General features: G+C 64.9%; 26 protein-coding genes. 16 read left to right on the top strand and 10 right to left on the bottom strand.

Going from position 1 to position 22,443, the window contains the following annotated elements; all coding sequences use genetic code 11:
• Positions 1–50 precede the first annotated feature (50 nt).
• On the bottom strand, positions 51–1,442 hold the full coding sequence (locus tag AT699_RS00485; RefSeq protein WP_024067371.1) for an MFS transporter: 1,392 nt from the start codon (positions 1,440–1,442) through the stop codon (positions 51–53).
• Between the two features lie 222 nt (positions 1,443–1,664).
• On the opposite strand from AT699_RS00485, the gene AT699_RS00480 reads away from it, so the two are divergent.
• The 6 genes from AT699_RS00480 to AT699_RS00455 all read left to right on the top strand — a co-directional run bounded on the left by AT699_RS00480 (position 1,665) and on the right by AT699_RS00455 (position 6,062).
• Complete coding sequence (locus tag AT699_RS00480; protein WP_024067370.1) at positions 1,665–2,396, top strand: FadR/GntR family transcriptional regulator; 732 nt, start codon at positions 1,665–1,667, stop codon at positions 2,394–2,396.
• A gap of 130 nt (positions 2,397–2,526) precedes the next feature.
• Positions 2,527–3,441 carry a hypothetical protein gene (locus AT699_RS00475; protein WP_172561402.1) on the top strand — a complete coding sequence of 305 codons (915 nt, stop codon included), beginning with the start codon at positions 2,527–2,529 and terminating at the stop codon, positions 3,439–3,441.
• A gap of 118 nt (positions 3,442–3,559) precedes the next feature.
• Positions 3,560–4,150 (top strand): cysteine hydrolase family protein, encoded by a 591-nt coding sequence (locus AT699_RS00470; RefSeq protein WP_024067368.1) that lies wholly within the window; start codon positions 3,560–3,562, stop codon positions 4,148–4,150.
• Positions 4,151–4,158: 8 nt separating this feature from the next.
• Positions 4,159–4,683: a DUF4189 domain-containing protein gene (locus AT699_RS00465; protein ID WP_006389442.1), complete on the top strand. Its 525-nt coding sequence runs from the start codon at positions 4,159–4,161 to the stop codon at positions 4,681–4,683.
• A gap of 32 nt (positions 4,684–4,715) precedes the next feature.
• Positions 4,716–5,348 carry a LysE family translocator gene (locus AT699_RS00460; RefSeq protein WP_006389443.1) on the top strand — a complete coding sequence of 211 codons (633 nt, stop codon included), beginning with the start codon at positions 4,716–4,718 and terminating at the stop codon, positions 5,346–5,348.
• A gap of 12 nt (positions 5,349–5,360) precedes the next feature.
• The gene (locus AT699_RS00455; RefSeq protein ID WP_024067367.1) at positions 5,361–6,062 is read left to right on the top strand and encodes a hypothetical protein; all 702 of its coding nucleotides are present in this window, start codon (positions 5,361–5,363) and stop codon (positions 6,060–6,062) included.
• A gap of 13 nt (positions 6,063–6,075) precedes the next feature.
• Here the strand turns inward: AT699_RS00455 and AT699_RS00450 are convergent, their stop codons facing one another.
• Positions 6,076–6,462, bottom strand: coding sequence for a YkvA family protein (locus AT699_RS00450; RefSeq protein ID WP_024067366.1), 387 nt, complete (start codon positions 6,460–6,462; stop codon positions 6,076–6,078).
• A 120-nt stretch (positions 6,463–6,582) separates the two neighbouring features.
• On the opposite strand from AT699_RS00450, the gene AT699_RS00445 reads away from it, so the two are divergent.
• A complete protein-coding gene (locus AT699_RS00445; RefSeq protein ID WP_024067365.1) occupies positions 6,583–6,921 on the top strand; it encodes a VOC family protein in 339 nt (112 codons plus the stop codon).
• Between the two features lie 30 nt (positions 6,922–6,951).
• Here the strand turns inward: AT699_RS00445 and AT699_RS00440 are convergent, their stop codons facing one another.
• The 3 genes from AT699_RS00440 to AT699_RS00430 all read right to left on the bottom strand — a co-directional run bounded on the left by AT699_RS00440 (position 6,952) and on the right by AT699_RS00430 (position 8,272).
• The gene (locus AT699_RS00440) at positions 6,952–7,377 is read right to left on the bottom strand and encodes a hypothetical protein (protein WP_024067364.1); all 426 of its coding nucleotides are present in this window, start codon (positions 7,375–7,377) and stop codon (positions 6,952–6,954) included.
• A gap of 151 nt (positions 7,378–7,528) precedes the next feature.
• Complete coding sequence (locus tag AT699_RS00435; RefSeq protein ID WP_024067363.1) at positions 7,529–7,957, bottom strand: CopD family protein; 429 nt, start codon at positions 7,955–7,957, stop codon at positions 7,529–7,531.
• Between the two features lie 3 nt (positions 7,958–7,960).
• The gene (locus tag AT699_RS00430; RefSeq protein ID WP_049054755.1) at positions 7,961–8,272 is read right to left on the bottom strand and encodes a DUF3817 domain-containing protein; all 312 of its coding nucleotides are present in this window, start codon (positions 8,270–8,272) and stop codon (positions 7,961–7,963) included.
• Positions 8,273–8,410: 138 nt separating this feature from the next.
• Here AT699_RS00430 and AT699_RS00425 point away from each other — a divergent pair, with 138 nt between their 5' ends.
• Positions 8,411–9,367 (top strand): GlxA family transcriptional regulator, encoded by a 957-nt coding sequence (locus tag AT699_RS00425; protein ID WP_024067361.1) that lies wholly within the window; start codon positions 8,411–8,413, stop codon positions 9,365–9,367.
• Positions 9,368–9,461: 94 nt separating this feature from the next.
• On the opposite strand, the gene AT699_RS00420 is transcribed toward AT699_RS00425, so the two are convergent.
• On the bottom strand, positions 9,462–9,794 hold the full coding sequence (locus tag AT699_RS00420; protein ID WP_024067360.1) for a hypothetical protein: 333 nt from the start codon (positions 9,792–9,794) through the stop codon (positions 9,462–9,464).
• 785 nt (positions 9,795–10,579) lie between these two features.
• Between AT699_RS00420 and AT699_RS30765 the strand changes: the two genes are divergently transcribed.
• Both AT699_RS30765 and AT699_RS31380 read left to right on the top strand, forming a co-directional pair.
• Positions 10,580–11,869 (top strand): AAA family ATPase, encoded by a 1,290-nt coding sequence (locus tag AT699_RS30765; protein ID WP_024067359.1) that lies wholly within the window; start codon positions 10,580–10,582, stop codon positions 11,867–11,869.
• 31 nt (positions 11,870–11,900) lie between these two features.
• Positions 11,901–12,281, top strand: a complete 381-nt coding sequence (locus AT699_RS31380) for a hypothetical protein (RefSeq protein ID WP_145964670.1) — start codon at positions 11,901–11,903, stop codon at positions 12,279–12,281.
• 283 nt (positions 12,282–12,564) lie between these two features.
• Here the strand turns inward: AT699_RS31380 and AT699_RS00415 are convergent, their stop codons facing one another.
• A complete protein-coding gene (locus AT699_RS00415) occupies positions 12,565–13,758 on the bottom strand; it encodes an acetylornithine transaminase (protein ID WP_024067358.1) in 1,194 nt (397 codons plus the stop codon).
• 213 nt (positions 13,759–13,971) lie between these two features.
• On the opposite strand from AT699_RS00415, the gene AT699_RS00410 reads away from it, so the two are divergent.
• Positions 13,972–14,937: a Bug family tripartite tricarboxylate transporter substrate binding protein gene (locus AT699_RS00410; protein ID WP_024067357.1), complete on the top strand. Its 966-nt coding sequence runs from the start codon at positions 13,972–13,974 to the stop codon at positions 14,935–14,937.
• Positions 14,938–15,101: 164 nt separating this feature from the next.
• On the opposite strand, the gene AT699_RS00405 is transcribed toward AT699_RS00410, so the two are convergent.
• Positions 15,102–15,431: a YegP family protein gene (locus AT699_RS00405; protein ID WP_024067356.1), complete on the bottom strand. Its 330-nt coding sequence runs from the start codon at positions 15,429–15,431 to the stop codon at positions 15,102–15,104.
• 386 nt (positions 15,432–15,817) lie between these two features.
• Here AT699_RS00405 and AT699_RS00400 point away from each other — a divergent pair, with 386 nt between their 5' ends.
• The 4 genes from AT699_RS00400 to AT699_RS00385 are packed head-to-tail and all read left to right on the top strand — an operon-like array spanning position 15,818 to position 18,668.
• Positions 15,818–16,600: a transporter substrate-binding domain-containing protein gene (locus AT699_RS00400; RefSeq protein ID WP_024067355.1), complete on the top strand. Its 783-nt coding sequence runs from the start codon at positions 15,818–15,820 to the stop codon at positions 16,598–16,600.
• Between the two features lie 28 nt (positions 16,601–16,628).
• A complete protein-coding gene (locus AT699_RS00395) occupies positions 16,629–17,297 on the top strand; it encodes an amino acid ABC transporter permease (protein WP_024067354.1) in 669 nt (222 codons plus the stop codon).
• A complete protein-coding gene (locus AT699_RS00390; RefSeq protein ID WP_024067353.1) occupies positions 17,294–17,950 on the top strand; it encodes an amino acid ABC transporter permease in 657 nt (218 codons plus the stop codon). The genes AT699_RS00395 and AT699_RS00390 overlap by 4 nt, the downstream gene beginning before the upstream one ends.
• Positions 17,931–18,668: an amino acid ABC transporter ATP-binding protein gene (locus AT699_RS00385; protein ID WP_020925708.1), complete on the top strand. Its 738-nt coding sequence runs from the start codon at positions 17,931–17,933 to the stop codon at positions 18,666–18,668. Before AT699_RS00390 ends, AT699_RS00385 begins: the two co-directional genes overlap by 20 nt.
• Positions 18,669–18,711: 43 nt before the next feature.
• Here the strand turns inward: AT699_RS00385 and AT699_RS00380 are convergent, their stop codons facing one another.
• Positions 18,712–20,082 (bottom strand): DUF6630 family protein, encoded by a 1,371-nt coding sequence (locus AT699_RS00380; RefSeq protein WP_232254247.1) that lies wholly within the window; start codon positions 20,080–20,082, stop codon positions 18,712–18,714.
• Positions 20,083–20,102: 20 nt separating this feature from the next.
• The gene (locus AT699_RS00375; protein ID WP_024067351.1) at positions 20,103–21,242 is read right to left on the bottom strand and encodes a DSD1 family PLP-dependent enzyme; all 1,140 of its coding nucleotides are present in this window, start codon (positions 21,240–21,242) and stop codon (positions 20,103–20,105) included.
• A gap of 198 nt (positions 21,243–21,440) precedes the next feature.
• On the opposite strand from AT699_RS00375, the gene AT699_RS00370 reads away from it, so the two are divergent.
• Complete coding sequence (locus AT699_RS00370) at positions 21,441–22,403, top strand: TAXI family TRAP transporter solute-binding subunit (RefSeq protein ID WP_020925711.1); 963 nt, start codon at positions 21,441–21,443, stop codon at positions 22,401–22,403.
• Positions 22,404–22,443 lie beyond the last annotated feature (40 nt).

The following is a 22,443-nucleotide window of genomic DNA, read 5'->3' as shown; positions in this document are numbered from 1 at the left end:
CTGGCTGCGTAGGCATGCGCAAGTCGCGTTGCCGCGCCGTCCGCGCGCCGTCATTCCTGCGCAAGAATCCGTAGAAAACTCACGACACACGCGACACCGGCCAGCAGCGCGCCGATCCACAGCGCCACTTGCGCGCCCCCGGCACCCACCAGCGTGAAACACGCCGCCACCAGCGCCGCCCCCGAAGCCTGGCCGATCAGCCGGGCGGTGGGAATGATGCCGCTGGCCGCGCCGCTGCGTTCGGCCGGCGCGCTGGTCGTCAAGGCCTTGAGATTGGGCGACTGGAAAAAACCGAAGCCGGCCCCGCACACCGCCAGCCGCCAGATGATGTCGGCATCCGACGCCTGCGCCGGCAGCAGCGCCACCAGCACCATGCCGGCGCACAGCACCAGCAGCCCGCCGCCGCCCAGCAGCGCGACCGAATGGCGTTCCGACAGAAACCCCGCCAGCGGCGCGGCCACCGCCACCACCACCGGCCAGGCGGTCAGCAGCAGGCCCGTCTGCACATCGGAACGCCCCAGGCTCATCTGAAACAGGAACGGCAACGCCACCAGCGCCAGCCCCTGCGCCGCGTAAGACAGCACCGACGTGGCCACCGACATCGCGAACAGCGGCCGCCGGAACAGGTCGACCGGCAGCATCGGCGCGGGATGCGCGCGCTGGCGGCGCAGCAGCAGGGCGCAGCACAGCGCCGCGGCGGCGGCCTCGGGCAGGATGCGCGTCCAGCCGGCATGATGGGCCGCATCGCCCAGCGCCAGCACCGCCAGCGCGAAGGTCGCGCCCAGCAGCAACGCCGCCACGCCGTCGAAACGCGGCGGCGCCTTGCGCGGCGGATTGCGCGGCAGCGTGCGCCACGCCATCGCCATTGCCACGGCTCCCAGCGGAATGTTGATCAGGAACAGCCAGTGCCAGGTGCTGACCGCCAGCACCGCCGACGCCACCGACGGCCCCACCACGTAGAACACCGCCACGGTGAAGGCATTGATGCCCTGCGCGCGGCCGATCTGGCTGCTGGGAAACGTCAGCCGGATCAGCGCGGTGCCGACCCCCAGGATGCCCGACGCGCCCACGCCCTGCAGCACGCGCGCCGCCGTCAGTAGCGCCAGCGAGTCGGCCACGCCACAGGCCAGCGACGCGAGCGTGAACACCAGCAGGCCATACAGATAGACGCGGCGATGGCCGACGATGTCGCCCAGCGCGGCGAACGGCAGCAGCGTGGCCACCATGGCGATCTGGTAGGCATTGATGATCCAGATCGAAGCGTCCGGCGTGGTGCGCAGATCCGCCGCGATGGTCGGCAGGGCGGTGTTGGCGATGGAGGTATCGAGCGTGGCGATCGCGCTGCCCAGGATGAGCGTGGAGACCGCCCAGAGCCTTTGCCGGCCCGGCAGGCCGTCGCCGATCTGTGGCAAAGCCAGGGTGCTTTCTGAGGAGGACGGCATGCGGGACGGCTCCTGGGCGGCGTCCGTGGCGCACGGCGGATACGGCCATGGCGGGGCGCGGGAAAGGCGGATAGCTGTCAGGCTGTAAGACAGCATAGCAAGGCATAATCCGCCATGCAACGGGCCTGCGCCGGGCTTTGGGCGAAGCGATATCATGGCGCCAGGGGCGGCGCCGGCCGGCATCGCGCAGCCTTTGTCTTCGCCATTGGATAGGAAGCAGACATGCAAGTTATCGAGCGTCCGCTGACGCTGGTGGACCAGGTCATCGCGGCCCTGCGCAAGGAGATCGCCGAAGGCCGCTTCGCGCCCGCCTCGCGCCTGCCGGCCGAACAGGAACTGGCGCGCACGCTGGGCTGCAGCCGCCCGGTCATCCGCGAAGCCGTCTCGCAACTGAAGGCCGACGGCGTCCTTGTCACCACCAAGGGCGTGGGCGCCTACGTCGCCGCCAACCCCGCCGGCAGCGTGTTCCGCCTGCCGCGCGGCGACACCTCGGCCAAGGACCTGGCGCAGTTGTTCGAACTGCGCTTCTGGATGGAAACCGCCGCCGCCGAAGCCGCCGCCCTGCGCCGCAAGACCGCCGACCTGGCACGCATGCGCGATGCGCTCAAGCGCATGGAGCGGCACGCAGGCGACTATCCCGCCGCGTCCAAGGCCGACGTCGACTTCCACGCCGCCATCGCCGGCTCGACCCAGAACGCCTACCTGGTGGCCTTCAGCGGCTTCATCGAAGGCCAGCTTCTCAAAGCGCGCGAAATGGGCTGGCAGAATTCGGCCCGGCTGGCCGGCGGGCCGCGCCCCGCGCAGCAGGAACACCTGCGCCTGTTCGACGCCATCCAGGCCAAGGACCCCGACGCCGCCCGCCAGGCCGCCGCCGCGCACCTGCTGGCCTCGGGCCGGCGCATGGGGCTGGACGTGCAGAAGCTCGAACGCATGGCGCATCCCGACCGCCCCTGAGCACGCCACCACTTGCAGTCGGACACAATTGGCAAACCACTGTCCGACGCCCGCCCCATCTACCCTCTAAGATGGCGCCGCACAATGCGCCTCGGTGCGCTTATCGAAGACCGACGAGAACAAGTCCGACATGAATACGCGTCTGCAAACCCGCCCGTTCCCGCGCCGTCCGCCGCTGCGCGCCACCGTCGCCGGCCTGTGCGCCGTCGCCCTGGCCACCCTGTTCAACCCCGCCAGCGCGGCCGAACCCGCGTCCAAGCCGCGCCTGGACGCCGTCCAGGACACGCAACCGGCCGCCGCCAAGGTCGCTCCGCCCGACGCCCCCACGGTGATGTACGCCATCTACCAGATCGACGGCAAGGGCGCCGATTCGTACGAAGTCGCCAACGGCAGCGTCGCCACCTACTGGTTCGGCCACGCCTTCGAACTGGGCGGCACGCAATACTTCACCGGCTTCACCTGGGACACCCGCGAAAAATACGGCAAGCCCGGCGAAGACGAAGCCGGCCCCGAAACCCAGGTCAACCTGGCCGAAGCCACCTTCACGCTGACCGGCTCCACCGCCGAGCGCCCCTGGAAGTTCCGCGGCATGGAGCACACCATCGGCATGTTCGGCGCCTACGAACGGGCCGAAGCCGTCGACACCGGCCGCAAGCCGCTCGACTACCGCACCCCGGAGGGCAAGCTGCTGCTGGCCGTGCCGACCCAGGGCTTTGACAACGGCACCAGCTTCGAAGGCTACGCCCTGTTCGTCTTCAACCCCGGCCCGCGCGACGAGCTCAAGGACAAGGTCTGGACCTACGTCGGCAGCATCCTCACCGGCGACGACAACAGCGCCGCCTGCGCCGACGGCGATGTCATGCCCTGCGTCGCCAAGACCGGCAAGCTGACTTTCACCGCGCAGAACGGCAGCGACATGCCGCGCCTGACCGTCACCCCCAGCGGCACCGAGATCTCCGGCCCGGGCAAGACCCGCAAACTGGGTCCGGCCGACGCCGTCAGCTACGTCTACGACGAAGCCGGCAGGAAGTACGCCGAAAAGTAGACGACAACGCGGCGAACCCGAAAAAACCGGGGCGCGACGTCCGGCAACCCGGCCCGTGCCCCGTCCCGCGACTGCCGCTAAACTGACTGGTCATGAAGAACGTCTTCACGGAGCGACCATGACCTCCCCGCCCCCGGCCATCACCCCCGCGCGCACCGCCTTGCTGGTCATGCACTACCAGACCGACATCATGGACCTGTTCCCGTCGGTCGCCCCCACGCTGCTGGCCAACACGCGGCAACTGTGCGATGCCGCGCGCCGCGCCGGTGTGAGCGTCTACTTCGCCAAGATCCATTTCAGCCCTGGCTACCCGGAAGTCAGCCCGCTCAACAAGAACGGGCAGGGCATCCGCCAGCTGGGCCGCTTCGTGCATGACCGCGTCTCGCCCGAACTCGGCCGGCGCGATGACGAACCCATCATCCTCGCCCATCGCGCCAGCGTGTTCTTCGGCACCGACCTGCAACCGCGGCTGTCGGCCCAGGGCATCGACACCCTGATCATGGTCGGCGTTGCCTCCACCGGCGTCATGCTGTCTTCCATCGCCCACGCCAGCGACGCCGACTACCGCCTTTTGACCGTCAAGGACTGTTGCTACGACCCCGACCCGGTCGTGCACGACCACCTGTTCGCGACCGCCTTCGAGTCGCGCACCACAGTGCTGTCCCTGGACGAGGCCCTGTCCTTGCTGGGCGGTCTATCGAACGAATGAGTTGACCCATGCGTACCCTGATCATTGCCTCCCTTGCCATCGCCCTGAACTTTTCCCACGCCGCCGTGGCGCAAGCCGAACAAGGCTGCCCCGACGGCTACGCGCCCAGCGTCGGCACGCCCGGCCAGCAATGCGTGCCGATCCCCGTGGAGATCGCGCCTGCCGCGGGCGGCGCGTCCACCGCCTCGTCGCGCGACGCCCAGCGTTGGGGCGCCGTGGCCTATGACGCGCTGTCGGGTTCGATCGGCATCTCGGCCGACCGCGCCAGCAAGGCCCGCGCGGAAAAAGACGCGCTGGCCCAATGCGCCACCAAGGGCGGCGCCCGCTGCGTCATCAACACCACCTACCACGACCAGTGCGTGGCGGTCGCCTACGGCCCGTCGCCCAAGGGCAGCGGCGTGCTGGTCAATTCCGTCACCGCCGCCGGCGAAGAACTGGCCCGCATGCGTGCGCTGGAAACCTGCGAAAAGGACACCGGCGCCAGTTGCCAGGCGTTCTACACCGGTTGCAGCCTGCCCGTGCCGGCCCAATAATCGACCGCCACCGGCCGCCCCAAGGACTCGCCATGCTCGACCCCGCCACCCTCGTGCTCTTTGGCGGCGCCTGCGTCGCCCTGGCCATGACGCCCGGCCCCGACATGCTGCTGATCGCCTCGCGCAGCGCCGCCCAGGGCAGGGCCGCCGGCTTCGCCTCGCTGGCCGGCATCCAGGCCGGCACCTACTGCCACGCGCTGCTCGCGGCCTTCGGCCTGTCGCAGCTGTTCGTGGCGGTGCCCATGGCCTACGACGTGGTCCGCTTCGCCGGCGCGCTCTACCTGCTGTACCTGGCCGTGCGCACCTTCCGCTCGCGACCGGTGTCGCACATGCCCGATGCGGGCCGGGCCCGCTCGCCCGTGCGCGAAGTCTTCCTGCAAGGCCTGCTGACCAACCTGCTCAACCCCAAGATGGCCTTGTTCGTGCTGGCCCTGTTCCCGCAGTTCGTGCGCCCGCAGGACGGCTCGGTGGCCCTGCAGATCCTGGTGCTGGCCACCATCCTCAACGTCATCGGCCTGTTCATCAACGGCGCCGTCATCCTGGCCGCGCACCAGCTCAGCCGGCGCTGGGCGGGACGGCAGCGCGTGTCGCGCTGGCCGCAATACGTGCTGGGCTCTGTGTTCCTGGCGCTGGCGCTGCGCCTGGCCACCGCCAGCCGCAACTGACGCACGCGCTGCATGCAAAAAATCGAAAGCCAGCAATTCCGCATGGCCCTGGACAAGGGCAACGGGAATTTCCACGACCTGCATCTGCACGACTGCGCCTTCGACAACTGCGGCCTGTCGATGGTCAAGTATCCGCAACGCATGTCGCGCGTGCGGAACGTGACGCTGTCGCAATGCCGCGTCGTGAATTCAGAGATCAAGCCGTGCGTGTTCGAGGACGTGGTGGTCGAAGACCTGTCCACGAATCCCATCCTGCTGGTGTGGGCCTCGCTCTTTCGCCGCGTCACTCTCAAGGGCAAGATCGGCAAGCTCAATCTCAACCTGACGCCCGAAGCGTTCTGCACGGATGCGGACCGGCTCCAGCAATTCGAGACCGCCCGCGCCGCGTTCTATGCCGAGACCGATTGGGCGCTGGACATCAGCGAAGCCAGGTTGTTGGGGCTGCGTTGCGAAGGCGTGCCGCTGCACCTGATCCGGCGCGATCCGCAAACGCAGGTGATCCTGGACAAGCGCGGGCGCTACCGTGGCCAACAGGCGCTGGATGCGAGCTTCGCCAAGGCCTTTCCCGTTGCCGACAGCGTGCTGCGCGGCTTCGACGAATCCGACAAGCCTGCCATGCTGCTGGCCGCATCGCTGGGCGCGCCCAAGAAACGGCGCGACGAGGAGCTGGGCGCGATCGCGGAGTTGCGCACGCTGGGATTTCTGGAAGATTGAACCGCGCGCCGCGTCAGCGCCATAGCCAGTAGCCGACCGCCAGCACCACCGCCACCCACAACGCCACGATCACCACCGCACCCACCCGGCTGCGCGGCTTTTCGCGCTTGGCCTGGATCCACGCGTCCGCCTGGTTGCGGCATTCCCGCAGCACCTCTGGCGGCAACAACTTGATGGCCAGCCAGATCAGGCCCGGCAGCAACAGCACGTCATCCAGATAACCCAGCACCGGGATGAAGTCGGGAATCAGGTCGATGGGACTGAGGGCGTAGGCCACCACGAACACGCCCAGCGCCTTGGCGTGCCAGGGCGTGCGGGGATGCTTGCCGGCGAACCAGAGGGTCAGGCCGTCGCGCTTGATGCGCCGGGCCCAGGTTTTTAGGCGGTCGCGGGTTGACATGGGATCGGCTCTGCGGCTCGGGAAACGGCGATGAATTCCAGGTTGATAACCCGAAGGATAAAACGTGATCGGGCGATCCATGAAAGAATCGTGTGGCCCCACATCGTGCAGGACATATCCATGCCGCTTTCCGCCTTGCTGCACACCACCGATCTCGCCGCAACCCGCGACTTTTACGGGTCTGTGCTTGGCTTCACCGTCACCGACTCCGCCGAAGGCACGCTCACGGTGGAGCAACACGGGGGGCGGCTGATCTTCACCACGCTCGATCTGTGGAAGCGGGCGCCAGGATTCAGCGGCACCCTGTATTTCTCGCTTCCCGATGTCGAAGCGTTCTACCGGCAGGTCAAGGACAAGACACCCATCGCCTGGCCGTTGCAACGCATGGCCTATGGCTCCCATGAGTTCGGGCTGGTGGATGGCAACGGATATACGCTGGCGTTTGTGCAGGGCGTTTGACGCAGACCCGTGGCAAATCAGACCGACGGCTTATTCAGTCCTGGCCTTCACCGAATGCTTCGGCGCCCGGTAATGCGTCGGCACCTTCGGCACCCTGCGCGTGATGGCCGCTGGCGCGCCTCTCGGCGCCGCCAGCGCCTGCGCCAGCACCTTGGCGAACATCTTGCGGATGGCGGAATTGCTGTCGTTCACATCCTGTTTGCCATACAACCGGAACAGCCAGAATTGCTGCTCGGCGTCGCACCAGTAATAGATGACTCGCAAGCCGCTACGCTTGCCCCGGCTGCGCTGCGGGTCGACGTAACGCAGCTTGCGCAGTCCGCCGGTGCCTTCGATGACGACGCCGGCCTCGGGCAGTTTCAACATCAGGCATTGCAGCGCGCGGAATTCGTCGTCGGCCAGGAATTCCTCGCGATGGCGAGAGAATTCGGGCAGCTCGACAAACAGGGCATTCATGGCAACGCACGCGTATCGCGTCTGGGGATCGACTGAAGCCCATTTTGACGGGCTTCATGTCGTCCATGCGTGTGCCGAGCGTGGGTTTCGGACGAAGCGAATGACGCGGCTTTGTGCCTGCGCGGCGTGCCGTGCACTTACACGACTGCCCTTAGAACGGCTTCATCACCACCAGCAGAATGATCAGCACCGGCGCGGCCAGCACCACCGGCATCAACCGCGCACGGCCCGCCTCGGTGCCGTCACCCGCCGCCTCCGCCAGCCGCCGCAGCCGTCCCGCCTGCATCCCGTGCACCGCCGCCAGCAACAGCACCAACGCCAGCTTCACCGACAGCCACCCGCTGCCAAACCAGCCCGCGCTCGTCGCCAGATACACCCCGCTGGCCAACGCGCCCACCATCGCCGGCGTGGTCAGCAGCCGTTCCCACTTGCGCAGCAGCCGCAGGCGCGCCAGCTCCTGCGGCAAGGCCGGCCCCGGCAGCTTGTCGGCCGCGGCCAGCATGAACGCCTGCACCACCATCCCCGCCACCCAGAACAGCACCAGCGCCAGGTGCAGCGACTTGATCAGCAGATACGCCATCGCTCACGCCTCCCGCGCGCGGCGCAGCGAACGCGCGATCACGAAGCCGCCAAACGGCACCAGCGTCGCCACCAACGTCCACACCAGCCGCTGGCGCGGCCAGCCCTGCGCCGACGCCACATTGCACGCCAGCGCGATATAGACCATGAACGCCACCCCATGCACCGGCCCAACCCACGAGACCCCTTGCGGCATCCCGGCCAGGTGCTTCAACGGCACCGCCACGCCCAGCAACGCCAACAGCGTCACGCCTTCCAGCATGGCCGCCCACTTGAAGAGAGCAGGGGTCGAAGCATCGGCGTCTTTCGGGGGCATGGCAGCGTCTCGCAACAGGATGAGCGGCATTGTCCGGGCTGGCGCAATCGCCAGCCATTGGCCAAAATGCCAATCTTCGAAAGAAATCCGCCAACCGTGCGCCGCCGTCCGCCCGACCCGTCCCAAAGCCCTTGCCCCATGCCCCCGCCCACCCCGCACCGCGTCGCCGTGCTCGCCTTCGACGGCCTCGTCGCGGGCGACCTGTCCATCCCCTGCGAGATCTTCCAGCTCGCCGAAACCCTCGACGGCCGCCGCCCCTACGCCGTGCAGGTCCACGCCCGCAAACCCCGCGTCCGCACCCACGCCTACGACCTGCACATCCGCCACCGCCTGGACGCCGCGCGCGGCGCCGACACCCTCGTCATCCCCGGCCTGGCCGACCCGGCCGACAGCGTCCCGGACGACATCCTTGATGTGGTCCGCCACGCCCACGCCCGGGGCGCCCGCATCGCCTCCATCTGCACCGGCGCCTTCGTCCTGGCCGCCAGCGGCATCCTCGACGGCCTCAAGGCCACCACCCACTGGAAAGCCGCCGCCCTGCTGGCGCGCCGCTACCCCGCCATCGACGTCAACCCCAACGTCCTGTTCGTCGACAACGGCCAAATCCTGACCTCCGCCGGCGCCGCCGCCGGCATGGACCTGTGCCTGCACATGATCAAGCGCGACCACGGCGCCGCCGTCGCCGCCAACAGCGCCCGCCTGGCCGTCGTGCCGCTGGAACGCGCCGGCGGCCAGGCGCAATTCATCGTCCGACCCACACCGGCCTCGCACACCGACCTGACGCCGCTGCTGCACTGGATCGAACACCGGCTGGCCGAGAACCTGACCGTCGCCGCGCTGGCCGCCCAGGCCGCGGTCAGCGTACGCACCTTGAACCGGCGGTTTCAGGAACTGCTGGGGGTGAGTCCGCTGCAATGGGTGATCCAGGCGAGGGTGAATCGTGCGCGCGGGATGCTGGAGACGACGGACCTGCCGGTGGAGCGGGTAGCGATGGAGGTGGGGTTTGGGTCGGCGGTGTCGCTGCGGGAGCATTTCACGGGGATCGTCGGGACGAGCCCGATGGGGTATCGACGGGCGTTCCGGCGGGCGGCATGAGGGTGGCCTGATGCTTGGGGATGGGACGGCCTGACGCTTGGTGGCCTGGAACTGGCCTGACGCGTTGCGCGGCAGGCCGTTGGTCTTTTTCGGGTTACTGGATCGAGCGCGGCGCGGTATGCGTGGCGGCGTCGAACGCGGCGTCATCGGCGTAGGCGCGGGCCGATTCCAGCATGGCGTCGGTCAGGGTGCCGAGGTGATCGCACAGGCCCTCCACGCCGCCCATCAACGCGGATACCGTCCATGCGTCCAGCGGCTGGCTGCCGGTGGCGGCGGGTTCCGAGGCGCTGTTGCCGACCAGGCGGGCGATGGTCTGGATGGCGTAGCGGGCGCGTTCGATGTTGTAGAGGTGGGAGAGGGGGACCGGGCCGTGCTCGGGGTCGGTGTCGACCAGCCAGGGGTTTTGGGTGAGGGGGTGGGATTGCATGGACTTCCTCCGACGATGTGGAAATCCCGCTGCCCCACTTCCAAATGGGGCGGGCGGGCACAGGACAAGGTTGGAAGACCGGATCGTCGGAACCGGCGTGCGGCTAGCGCACCCCTGCCAAGGCCCGCCCATTGGGCGTGCGGAGGCTTGCTGACCCTATGAGGTCGGCATCGACGAATTTTCCGGCTTCCACACCGGGGTACCGTTGGTGGCGGTAATAATGGAGTATACGGCAACCCTTATTTCATCTGTCGGCGGCGAGACATTTTCATTCCAGGCAATGCATCCAACAGCGAGATTGTGGGGGGATCTCAACTCTCTTATTACTAATGCGCATGGCTGTTGACATTGCAACAGCGACGTTCGGGATTCGCTAGCAGAACAAGGGCATATTTCTGGCTATAAGTGCAAGCTCTGCTGGCGATGGCAAAGTCATCATGCAGCCACGACGTATTGCGTTAAAAATTGTATCTGCGATAATTGTCCGATTAGACAATCGAATGCACAAACCTCTGAAAACACTTCAAGTCGCGTCGGATAAGCGCGTCAGCTAAGTTCAGGCAAAGTGTACATGACCTACTTTTCTGCAATACACACGGCAGCATGTATTTTTCGGAAAATCCAGGTAAGAACTTGTTGGTGACGATCAATCATTAGTCAATTCCATTAACGGAAATTTAAGGGAAATGCGGGCAATAGCGAAGCGTAAAAAAATTAACCCTAATACCCTCAAGACATGAGTTCTCCCCCACTCTCATTGCAAAATATTGGAATATTTAACGCTCATGACGGAAAGAATTATTATTTCCAATTTTTTGACCATAAAAAAAGCAAATATAGAAGTCAAAAGAATAAATGTAATTATTGGTCCACAAGCGAATGGAAAAAGCCTTATCGCAAAACTGCTGCATTTTTTTAGAACATTCAGCACTGAATTTTATGAGGGCATCCGTAAGGACAGAGGCAAGCGCGAAACGGACAAAGCATTACTAGATTTATTCGAAAAGCGATTTCCTCGATACACGTGGGACGGAGCATCTTTCTCCATCATCTACGAATTAAATGATATTTCCATAAAAATATCTGGTCGAAAGAACTCAAGTGGCAAAACAAGCCTCTCCATTTCCTATTCAGACCAAATAGTTAAGATATACAACAGCAAGAAGAAGACCTTTGCGAGAAAACTCGCCGAAGCAAGAGCTGAAGAGCGTCCCGGAAGGCGAACAAGCTTTATTGAGAATCAAGTTTTTTACGACTGCGTTGTTGAGCCGCTGCGAGATGGGGCATACGGAAAAATATTCGGGTCGCCAATATTCATCCCCGCGACTCGCTCTTTCTTTGCCAACCTACAGAAAAATATCTTCACATTCCTTGCGTCCAATCTGGATATAGATCCTTATCTGAAGGAATTTGGCAGCCTGTACGAATCATCCAAACGTTGGTACAAGGACGCATATTTAGGTGAACGGAAAAAGCAAAAAGAACTCTTAGATGAGACATACAGAGCGGTTGAGGCAATCATATCCGGGGATTATGAATTCCACGACGAGCAGGATTGGATTGTAAATAAAGGGCGGCGTATAAATTTGGCCAATGCGTCGTCAGGCCAACAAGAAGCCTTGCCTATGCTTTTGACACTATGCGTTTGGCCCATACTGAGAGCGTCAGAACATGGCAACATGTGTTTTATCGAGGAGCCAGAGGCTCATCTTTTTCCAACATCCCAAGGACACATCGTCTCTATTCTCTCGCAATTTTATTCAAAATTGGAGACCAGTTTCTTTATAACCACGCACAGCCCGTACATTGTCTCTGCACTTAACAATTTTATTATGGCCGGAGACAGAGTCACAGCAGGATTGATTTCCGAGCAGGAATTTACTGCCATAAACGGCGGAGGAAGATCAATTCAGTTTGAACACGTTTCCGCATACACCATGAGCAATGGAGAAGCCCATTCTATTAGCGACACTGAATATCGCCTAATTGGGGCCGAAATGCTGGACGGAATTTCGGAACACTTTGAATCTGTGATGAATAAGATGCTGGAAATTGGGGGAGGAAATGGAGTATAAAAAATGCCTCACAAAGACCAATGACTCCGTATTGGTTCTTAAAGAAAATAAAAGTAAATTTGAAGCAAAAAACACCAATAAAAAAACCATCCACAAGATAAAGGTCGATGGCTGTTTAATAGATGAGCATCAAGAAAAATGCGACTGGCTAATATCAACCACGGAAAACCCTCTTCGAGCAATGTATATAGAACTCAAGGGGTGCGATATAAAGAAAGCGATTTCCCAGCTTAAAAACACCATTCGTTTGACCGAAGCCACCTATAAAAACTATCGTAGAGAATGCTATGCAATTACCACAAGAATTCCAAAACATGGCACCGACGTGCGAAAGATGCAAATCGATTTTTATAATGAAACCAGAACAACATTAAGTGTAAAAAACCTCACTATCACAGTTGAAATACAGTAACCACGACCAATCATTTCAACATAATGGTCTAAAAAAGACGCCTATAAACTGGATATCATTTTTCGCAATCCAAAAATCCAGCACAAATCACAGCACAGAGCGGTTAAAACAAGTTGCCGCGACCACCACGGGGTTTTTTTCGTAAAAGTAGGATTTCGTGTAGCGAACACCTTTTCCGTCTTTTATCGTAGAGGTTTTCTGGGGGGAGATGACACTATGTGAAATACAAAAGAAAAGGGCCGCTTATAGAGCGGCCCTTGAAGATATTCCTATGTAAAGCAGGTTAGCTCTTACGCACCCGCGCAATCAACCCATCCAACTGCCCCAGCATCGTATCGATTTCTTCAGCCGTCACATTCAACGCCGGCATAAACCGCAGCAAATTCCCCCGCGGCGCATTCAGCAGCATACCATTGGGCGCCAGGTTGCGCGCGGCTTCGACGATGGCGGGGCCGTCGTCCCGATCCATCACCAGCGCACGCAGCAACCCCATCCCGCGCTCGCCCTTCATCCCATACTTCGCCGACAAAGCCAGCAGCCCTTCGGACAGTTGCTTGGCGCGCGCATTGACCGCTTCCATGAAGCCCGGCGCAGCCAGAGCGTCGAACACCGCCACCCCGACAGCCGCCATCAACGGATTCCCGTTATACGTACCCCCCTGGTCCCCATGCGAGAACACGCAAACTTCCTGACGGGCCAACAAAGCAGCCAACGGCACCCCACCACCAATCCCCTTCGCCAGCGTCATGATGTCCGGCACCACGTCGGATTGCTGATAGGCGAACAACGTCCCCGTACGCCCCATCCCCGTCTGCACTTCATCAACGATGAACAGCAGCTTGTGCTCATCCGCCAGCTTGCGCAGGCCCTGCATGAATTCCTTCGTCGCCGGGATGACACCAGCTTCGCCCTGGACGGGTTCGAGCATGATGGCGACGGTCTGGTCGTCGATCAGCTTACGCACCGATTCCAAGTCATTGATCTCGGCCTTCGGGAAACCTTCCACCTGCGGCGCGAACATCTTGTCCCAGCCCGGCTTGCCCGACGCCGACATCGTGGCCAGGGTGCGGCCGTGGAAGCCGTGGTTCATGGTGATGATCTTGTAGGCGCCCTTCTTGTTGACCTGGCCCCATTTGCGCGCCAGCTTGATGGCGCCTTCGTTGGCTTCGCCGCCGCTATTGGCGAAGAAGACGCGGTCGAAGACCGAGGCGCCGGTCAGGCGGGTGGCCAGTTCGATGGAGGGCAGGTTGTAGAACGCCGGCGACGGGTTCATCAGCAGCTTGGACTGGTCCAGCAGGGCCTTCTGCATTTCCGGGGCGCTGTGGCCCAGGGTGTTGACGGCCCAGCCCTGGACGAAGTCCAGGTATCGCTTGCCCGCGTGATCCTCCAGCCAGGACCCCTGGCCGCGCACGAACACGAGGTCCGGACGGGAGGTGATCTCCATGAGGGCGTTGACGTTGTACTGGCTGAATTCCATGGCGGTTCCTGCTGAAAGGAGAGAACAGGGGTTGAAAAAGAAGGGGAAACGCTAAATGCCGAATTTAGCACCGGCGGGGGAATGCTATCGTGACGCACCCCCAGCCGATCCGCCCCACGGCCGCCCCAAAAGGGCCGCTTGCGCGGGGCTCTCTATTTTATGCAACAGGGCCGGCGCCGGACGCCGCGCTTTGTCGCTTTTTACTGACCGATCATGACACGAATTCTTTCCAGTCTTGCCGCCGGCCTGGTGCTGGCGGCGGCCGCGACGGCCGCGCATGCCGAGTATCCCGACCGTCCCATCCGCCTGGTCGTGCCGTTCCCGCCGGGGCAGGCCACCGATATCTTCGCCCGCGCGCTGGCCGAAAAGCTGGGCACGGCGGTCAAGCAGCCGATCGTGGTGGAGAACCGCGCCGGCGCCGGCAGCAATATCGGCATGGAGCAGGCCGCGCGCGCGACGCCGGACGGTTACACGCTGGTGATCGCGGGCTCGGCCGCGGCGGTGAACCAGACGCTGTACAAGACCATCAACTACAGCCTGACCAAGGATTTCGCGCCGGTGTCGGGGGTATTCTCGGTGCCGCTGATGTTCCTGGCGACGCCGGCTTCGGGCATTACGTCGCTGCAGCAGTTGGTCAAGCAGGCGCGCGCCAATCCGGGCGAGCTGGCGTATGCCAGCGCCGGCATCGGCGGCACGCAGCATCTGTCGGCCGAGATGTTCAAGGCGGCGGCCGATATCGACATCCGCCATATTCCGTACAAGGGCAGCGGCCCGGCGCAGGCGGATTTCCTGGGGCACCAGGTGCCGCTGATGGTGGATTCAGTGACGGCGGGTCTGCCGCACGTGCAGAGCAAGAAGGCGGTGGCGCTGGCGGTGACGACGGCCAAGCGCCTGCCGCAGCTGCCGGACGTGCCGACGGTGGCCGAGAGCGGCTATCCGGGTTTCGAGGCGATCGGCTGGGCGGCGGTGCTGGCGCCCCGTGATACGCCGCCGGCCATTACCAACTACCTGAGCCAGCAGATCGGCCACGTGCTGGGCACGCCGGAGATGCAGAAGTTCTTCCGCGACCGCGGCGCGGAGCCGATGCCGATGAAGCCCGAGGCCACCGGCGCGTTCATCGCTGGCGAGGTCGACAAGTGGGGCAAGGCGGTCAAACAGTCGGGCGCGCAGGTGGACTGATTGCCCGTTTGAAAACGCGCGGGGGGATCGCAGGGGCCGGATGGCCTCTTGCGCCAGGCCTGCCGAGTGCGTCGTGGGGCGGGGCATGGCGGCGAATCGCCCGGCCCCGTGCCCCATCTACAAAACAGGGGTGGTGGCAGTGATGCCACCGCCCCTGTTCACGTTCAGGTGTTGTCTTTGACCGTGGGGGTGGGGCCGTTGCTCTTGACCGATTCGATGCCGTTGTCGCGGGCCGCGGCGCTGGAATACATCTCGCTATGGCCGATGATTTGCCCGTTGGTGGCGGTCAGGTTGAAAAAGGGCGAGCCGTTGGTGGCCGTCTTGCGCTGGTAGCGCGCATCCACCGGCGAATTCTGGCGGACCGAGGCGATGCCTTCCAAGGCGCTGGCCTTGCTGGTGTAGCGCTCGCTGGTGAGGATGACTTCATGGTTCGCGGCTTTCAGGTTGAACATGTACTGATCGCCGCTGCGCTTCAACTCGTAGTAACCACTCATGGAAATCTCCGTTGTCGGGATGGCTTCAAGGATTGGCTGATACTGCGATGCGTGCACGTGAACGCCGGTCGATAGTAACGGATGTTTACAGGCGGTGGATGCCGTAGGACCAACGCCATGCGCCGGATGCGTGGCCCCGTGCCACGGCCCGCCGCGATCGGCATCCCCGCGAGATAGGGGCGCGGCCCATTCCGGTGCCGGCAATGCGCCGCCATGGCGCGCCGCGCACCACCGCGGTGCGGCCGCGGGTCGCTCGCCGGGGCCGTCCGCGGTACCGCCCGCAGTGCTACCCAATGGCACGGAACTTGCTTTTCCAGTTTTGTATACCGAATTGGTGTGCAACGCTCGACCCCGCTCCCGGGGCGGCGCGCCCTGGAGAGTTCCTCATGAACCGTAGATCCCTGTTGCTGTCCCTCTGCACCGCCGCCACGCTGCTGGCCGCGCCGCTCACGCATGCCGACACCCTGGACGATATCGTCAAGCGCGGCACCCTCAAGGTCGCGGTGCCGCAGGACTTCCCGCCGTTCGGCTCGGTCGGCGCCGACATGAAGCCGCTGGGCTATGACATCGACACGGCCGCGCTGATCGCCAAGCAACTGGGCGTGAAGCTGGAGCTGGTGCCGGTGACCAGCGCCAACCGCGTGCCGTACCTGCAGACCCGCAAGGTGGACCTGGTGATCTCCAGCCTGGGCAAGAATCCGGAGCGCGAGAAGGCGATCGATTTCTCCGACGCGTATGCGCCGTTCTTCAACGGCGTGTTCGGGCCGGCCGATGTGAAGGTGGCGTCGGCCGCCGACCTGGCGGGCAAGACCATCGGCGTGACGCGCGGCGCGGTCGAGGACATCGAGCTGACCAAGATCGCCCCGCCCACGGCCACGCTCAAGCGCTATGAAGACAACAACGGCACCATCACCGCCTTCCTGTCGGGCCAGGTGCCGCTGATCGCCACGGGCAACGTGGTGGCGGCCGCGATCCTGGCGCGCAACCCGCCGAAGAAGCCGGAGACCAAGTTCCTGATCAAGGATTCGCCCTGCTATATCGGCCTGAACAAGGACGAGCTGAAGCTGCGCGCCAAGGTCAACGAGATCCTGGCCAACGCCAAGCGCGACGGCTCGCTGACGGCGATCTCCAAGAAGTGGCTGGGCGCCGATCTGCCCAAGGATCTGTAAGGCAGGCGCGCGCGCCGGAGCGCTGTTCATGGCTTATCAATTCGACTTCGCTTCCGTGTTCGACTACACGCCGGTGCTCATCAAGGGCATTGGCGTGACGGTCGAGCTGATCGCGTTTGGCGCGGTGGCGGGCGTGGCGCTGGGCATCGCCTGCGCCTGGGCCCGCACGCAGGGGCCGCGCTGGCTGCGCGCGCCGGTCACCGCCTATGTGGAGGTGGTGCGCAACACGCCGTTCCTGATCCAGTTGTTTTTCGTGTTCTTCGGGCTGCCGTCGCTGGGCGTGCAGTTCAGCGAGATGCAGGCGACCTGCCTGGCGATGGCGCTGAACCTGGGCGCCTACAGCGCCGAGATCATCCGCGCCGGCATCGACGCCACGCCCAAGGGCCAGTACGAGGCCGGCGCCAGCCTGGCGATGACGCGCTTGCAGGTGTTCCGCCATGTGGTGCTGAAACCCGCGCTGGCGCGCATCTGGCCGGCCTTGTCGTCGCAGATCGTGATCGTGATGCTGGGGTCGGCGGTGTGCTCGCAGATCGCGGCCGAGGACCTGACGTTCGCGGCCAATTTCATCCAGTCGCGCAATTTCCGCGCGTTCGAGGTGTATTTCGTGACCACCGGCATCTATCTGGTGCTGGCGGTGTTGTTGCGCCAGTTGCTGCGCATGACGGGCAGGCGGTTGTTCCGCAAGGCGGCGCGATGATCGAGTTCACCACCTGGGACATTGTCCGCAACCTGCTGCTGGCGGCGCGCTGGACCGTCGTGCTGTCGCTGGTGGCGTTTGCCGGCGGCGCGCTGATGGGCATGCTGGCGCTGATGATGCGGACCTCGCGCGTGGCGCTGCTGAGGCGCGTGAGCTGGGCGTATATCGAACTGTTCCAGGGCACGCCGCTGCTGATGCAGTTGTTCCTGGCGTTCTTCGGTTTGTCGCTGGCCGGGGTCGAGGTGCCGCCGTGGCTGGCCGCGGGCGCGGCGCTGACGTTGTGGTCGGGCGCGTTCCTGGCCGAGATCTGGCGCGGCTGCGTGGAAGCGATTCCGAAAGGCCAGTGGGAAGCCTCGGCCAGCCTGGCGCTGGGCTATGTGCAGCAGATGCGCTACGTGGTGCTGCCGCAGGCGCTGCGCATCGCGGTGGCGCCGACCGTCGGTTTCGCGGTGCAGATCGTCAAGAGCACGGCGCTCACCTCCATCATTGGTTTCACCGAGCTGTCCAAGGCCAGCACGGTGATCACCAACGCCACCTTCAGCCCCTTCACTGTCTATGCCTGCGCCGCGCTGATCTATTTCGCGCTGTGCTGGCCCCTGTCGCGCCTCAGCCTGCTGCTGGAAAGGAAGTTGCATGCCCCTCATCGCCCTTGAAGACGTCCGCAAGAAGTTCGGCGACAATGAAGTCCTGAAAGGGGTGACGTTGCGCGTCGAGCCCGGCGAGGTCATCGCCATCATCGGCAAAAGCGGTTCCGGCAAGAGCACGCTGCTGCGCTGCGTGAACGGCCTGGAGCAGATCGACAGCGGCGCCATCATGGTGGCGGACGCGCAACTGGGCGACGACGAGTTGCGGTTGCGCGCGCTGCGGCTGAAGGTGGGCATGATCTTCCAGCAGTTCAACCTGTTCCCGCACCTGACGGTGGGGCGCAACGTGATGCTGTCGCCGATGGTGGCCAAGCGCATGCCGCAGGACCAGGCCGCCGACCTCGCGCGGGCGATGCTGACGCGGGTGGGGCTGGAACACAAGTTCGACGCCTGGCCCGAGGAATTGTCGGGCGGGCAGCAGCAGCGCGTGGCGATCGCGCGCGCGTTGGCGATGCAGCCGCTGGCGCTGCTATGCGACGAGATCACGTCGGCGCTGGACCCGGAGCTGGTCAACGAGGTGCTGGCGGTGGTGCGCGAGCTGGCCGCCGACGGCATGACGCTGCTGATGGTGACGCACGAGATGCGCTTTGCGCGCGAGGTGTGCGACCGCGTGGTGTTCATGCACCAGGGGCGCGTGCACGAGATCGGGCCGCCGGAGGAATTGTTCACCGCGCCGGCCACGCCGGAGCTGCGGCAGTTCCTGGGGATGACGGACCTGGCCGGATAGGGCGCGTGGATCCTGGCGGCGGCCATGGCCCGGCCGCCGAGGGTCAAGCGGCTGGCAATCGGCCCAACAATGCGTCGAAGCGACCCAGGCGCACGTGACGCAGTTGTCCCCCAACGACCACCCCGCCATCCGGCAAAATCCACGCGCGCTGGATGCCGCTATCCAGATCGAGCGCGCCGTGGCGGATGCGCAGGACCTGGCCGGAATCGGGATGCCACAACTGGCCCAGATCCAGGCTGCGGTGCGGCGCATGCCAGTGGCCCAGCAGCAGCCAGCCTTGCGGCAGGGACTGCAGGATCATGCCGCCGGCGGGCATCTGCTGCGGCGCATGGCGGCTGACGGCAAGGGCGTCCAGGTCCGCGTGGCAAAGCGCGTCGTCTTCCAGCCAGGCGATGGCGCCACTGCCGCAGGCGACGGGATGCGAGAGATCCCCCGATGCCGCGTCGGCAGGGCCCAATGCCAGGGGATGCAACTGGCCGTCGCGCCACCGCAGCAGCTGGCCACGGCACAGCACGCAGGCGCGGCCATCGGGCGTCTGGATCACCGCCGAGCGGTCGCTGACGGGGCGGCGTTGCGGCGGCGCGGTGTAAAGCAGTGCCGGCTCGATGGCGACCGCTTCGCCCTGCGCGGCAAAGCCCCGGTACACGAACACCATGCCGCGATCCACCACCAGCAGGTCGTCGCCCGCGAAGCCCAGGCTGAATTCGGGCGTGCGGCGCTGCGCCTGCGCCGCGCGCGGCGGCAGCGCAAGGCCGGGACGGTTGAGCGGCGCGGCCTCGACCCGGGGGGCGCGCAGTAGATGGGCATAGGGCGTGCTGGCGATGCCGTCTGGGCCTTGCTCGATCCAGGCATGGACGCCGTTGGCGGCAACGGCCGACGCCAGCAGGCCGCGATGCGGCTGGAACTTGCCGCCAACCTCGCGCAGGGCCGGCCAATCATGCAGGTCCACCAGTTGCGGCGCCGCCGTGTCTCGGTTGGCCATGCATGCCCAGCCCGGGGCCAGCGGTACGCACTGCGTCATGTCCAGATAATCGCCAGGCTGCGCCAGCGGGCCGGAAGCGGGGCGCGGCAATGCCGCCGGCGCGCCTTGCGGGGCGCCGGCCTGCCGATGCCGCGTACCTTGTTGGCCCCGTGCCCCGATCTGTGCCAGCGCGTCGCCAGCATCGGCCAGAGGCACGATCAGCAGGTGGATGGCGTCGTCGTCTTCGTCCTGCTCGATCAGCGCCAGCCCCAGCGCTTCCAGTTCCTGGCCCAGCGGCGGCAGGAAGTCGTCGGCGCGGTCATCGCGCAACGCCGCGCGCAGCGCATCGAGCCGCGCGGCGGCCAGGGCCGGGTAGCGCGCCGCATACGCCTGCCGCAACCCGTCCAGCAGTTCCGGCAGCGGCGTTTTCCAATCGAAGGACAACGGCTCCATCGCGATCGGCGCGGCCGCCATCAGCGCGAGAACCCGCGCGCCGAGATCTCCCAGATGTCCTGCACGATGCCGTCGCGATACACCACCAGCCCGTCGTGCAGGTTGAAGGTGGGATCGACGTGCGACGGCACCAGCAGCAGCGTGTCGCCCAGCGCGGGCGCCGGCGCGCCAGCCGCCACGCGCACCACGCCGTGCTCGTCGTTGATGGCGGCGTATTGCAGGCCCTGGGCGCCGTGGATCGCGGGCGGGCCGCATTCGGCGGTGGTGGACTTCAGGCCGGCGTCGAGGATGACGCGATCGGGCGCCGGCGTGCTCATCACGGTGGACAGCACGAACAGGCTGTTCTGGAACGCCAGCGGGCCGTCCCATTCGTTGGCGCCGTAGTCGCCGTCCATGAAGGCGTAGGAACCGGCCTGCAGTTCGGTGTAGACGCCGCTGGCGGCGTCGAATTCGGCGCTGCCGGTGCCGCCCCCGGTGATGATGTCGCAGGCGATGCCGCTCTCGCGCAGCAGCAGTTGATACGACGCGGCGATGCGCGCGGCCTGGCGGCAGACGGCGGCGCGTTCGTCCCGGGTGCGCAAGTGCTGCACGGAGCCGTGATAGGCCTGCAGGCCGACGAAGGTCACGCCCGGCAGGTCGCGCGCCTGCTGCGCCAGCGCCAGCACGGTGGCGTCGTCGGACACGCCGCAGCGGCCCTGGCCCACGTCCACTTCCACCAGCACGTCGATCTCGGCGCCGGCCGCGGCCATGGCCTGCGAGATCCGCGCCAGGTTGGCGGCGTTGTCGACACAGACGCTGAGCTTGGCGGCGCGCGCCAGCTGGGCCAAGAGGCGCAGCTTGGCCGGGCCGACCACTTCGTTGCTGATGTGGATGTCGGTGATGCCGGCGGCCACGAACGGCACGGCCTCGCTGACCTTCTGGCAACAGATGCCGCGCGCGCCCAGCGCCAGCTGGCGGCGCGCGATCTCGGGGCATTTGTGGGCCTTGGCGTGCGGCCGCAGCGCGACCTCGTGGCGGTCGGCCCAGGCCTGCATGGCGCGCAGGTTGGCCTCGAACGCGGCCAGGTCCAGCACCAGGCTGGGCGTGTCGACGCTGGCCAGGGGATCGCCGGCCTGGGCGGGCGGGGGCAGCACAATGCCGCGGATGACTTCTTGGGACATCGAATAGCTCCGTGATCAAACCTGCGGCGTAACCGTGAACCGCCGCCGCGCGCGATGGCCCACGCCGGACCGTTGACGTTTCCGCACCGCGGCAACCCCTGGTAAACGATAGCTTCCAGGCCATTGGCGCAGGGCGGGTGGCGTGCCAGAATTTCAACACAACAATAGGTTACTTCCACTCATAACGGAGAAGCTCGCATGAAACTCAGGAATTGGATCGCCACCCTGGCCATGGCCGCCGCCGCTGTCGGCGCGACCGGGGCCGCGCAAGCCCAGCAGTTCTTCCGTATCGGCACCGGCGGCACCGCCGGCACCTACTACCCCATCGGCGGCATCATCGCCAACGCCGTGTCCCAACCCGGCAAGCTGATCGCCACCGCGGTCGCCTCCAACGGTTCGGTGGCCAACATCAACGGCATCATGGGCGGTTCGTTCGAGGCCGGCTTCACGCAGTCGGACGTGGCCTTCTGGGCCTACAGCGGCACCGGCACCTTCGAAGGCAAGCCCAAGGCGCAGGACCTGCGCCTGATCGCCACGCTGTATCCGGAAAGCATCCACCTGGTGACGCGCAAGGGCGCGGGCATCAAGAGCGTGGCCGACCTGAAGGGCAAGCGCGTCTCGATGGACGAGCCGGGTTCCGGCACGCTGGTGGACGTGCGCCTGATCCTGGGCGCCTATGGCATGACCGACAAGGACGTCAAGGCCGAATACCTCAAGCCCAACCAGGCCGGCGACAAGCTCAAGGACGGCGGCCTGGATGCGTTCTTCTTCGTGGGCGGCGCGCCGGCTGGCGCCATCGCCGAGCTGGCCTCCAGCGGCGGCGGCATCGAAATCGTGCCGCTGGTCGGCCCCGAGATCGACGCGCTGCGCGCCAAGCAGGAGTTCTTCACGCCCGACACCATTGCCGCCAACACCTACCAGAACGTGGGCGAGGTCAAGACCATCTCGGTCAACGCGCAGATGGTGACGTCGGCCAAGCTGTCCGAGCAGGTGGTGTATGACGTCACCAAGGCGCTGTACAGCGACGCCACCCGCAAGACGCTGGACAACGGCCACGCCAAGGGCAAGCTCATCACCCGCGACAACGCGGTCAAGGGCGCGGGCATCCCGTTCCATCCGGGCGCCGAGAAGTTCTACAAGGAAATCGGCCTGCTGAAGTAAGCACCGACCCCGTCCCTTCCGGGGAAGCGCGGCGCCCATC

It is taken from the genome of Achromobacter xylosoxidans (assembly GCF_001457475.1).
GTDB lineage: Bacteria > Pseudomonadota > Gammaproteobacteria > Burkholderiales > Burkholderiaceae_B > Achromobacter > Achromobacter xylosoxidans.
The sequence above is the reverse complement of the archived record's forward strand: the minus strand, read 5'-3'. Positions and strand labels throughout refer to the sequence as shown.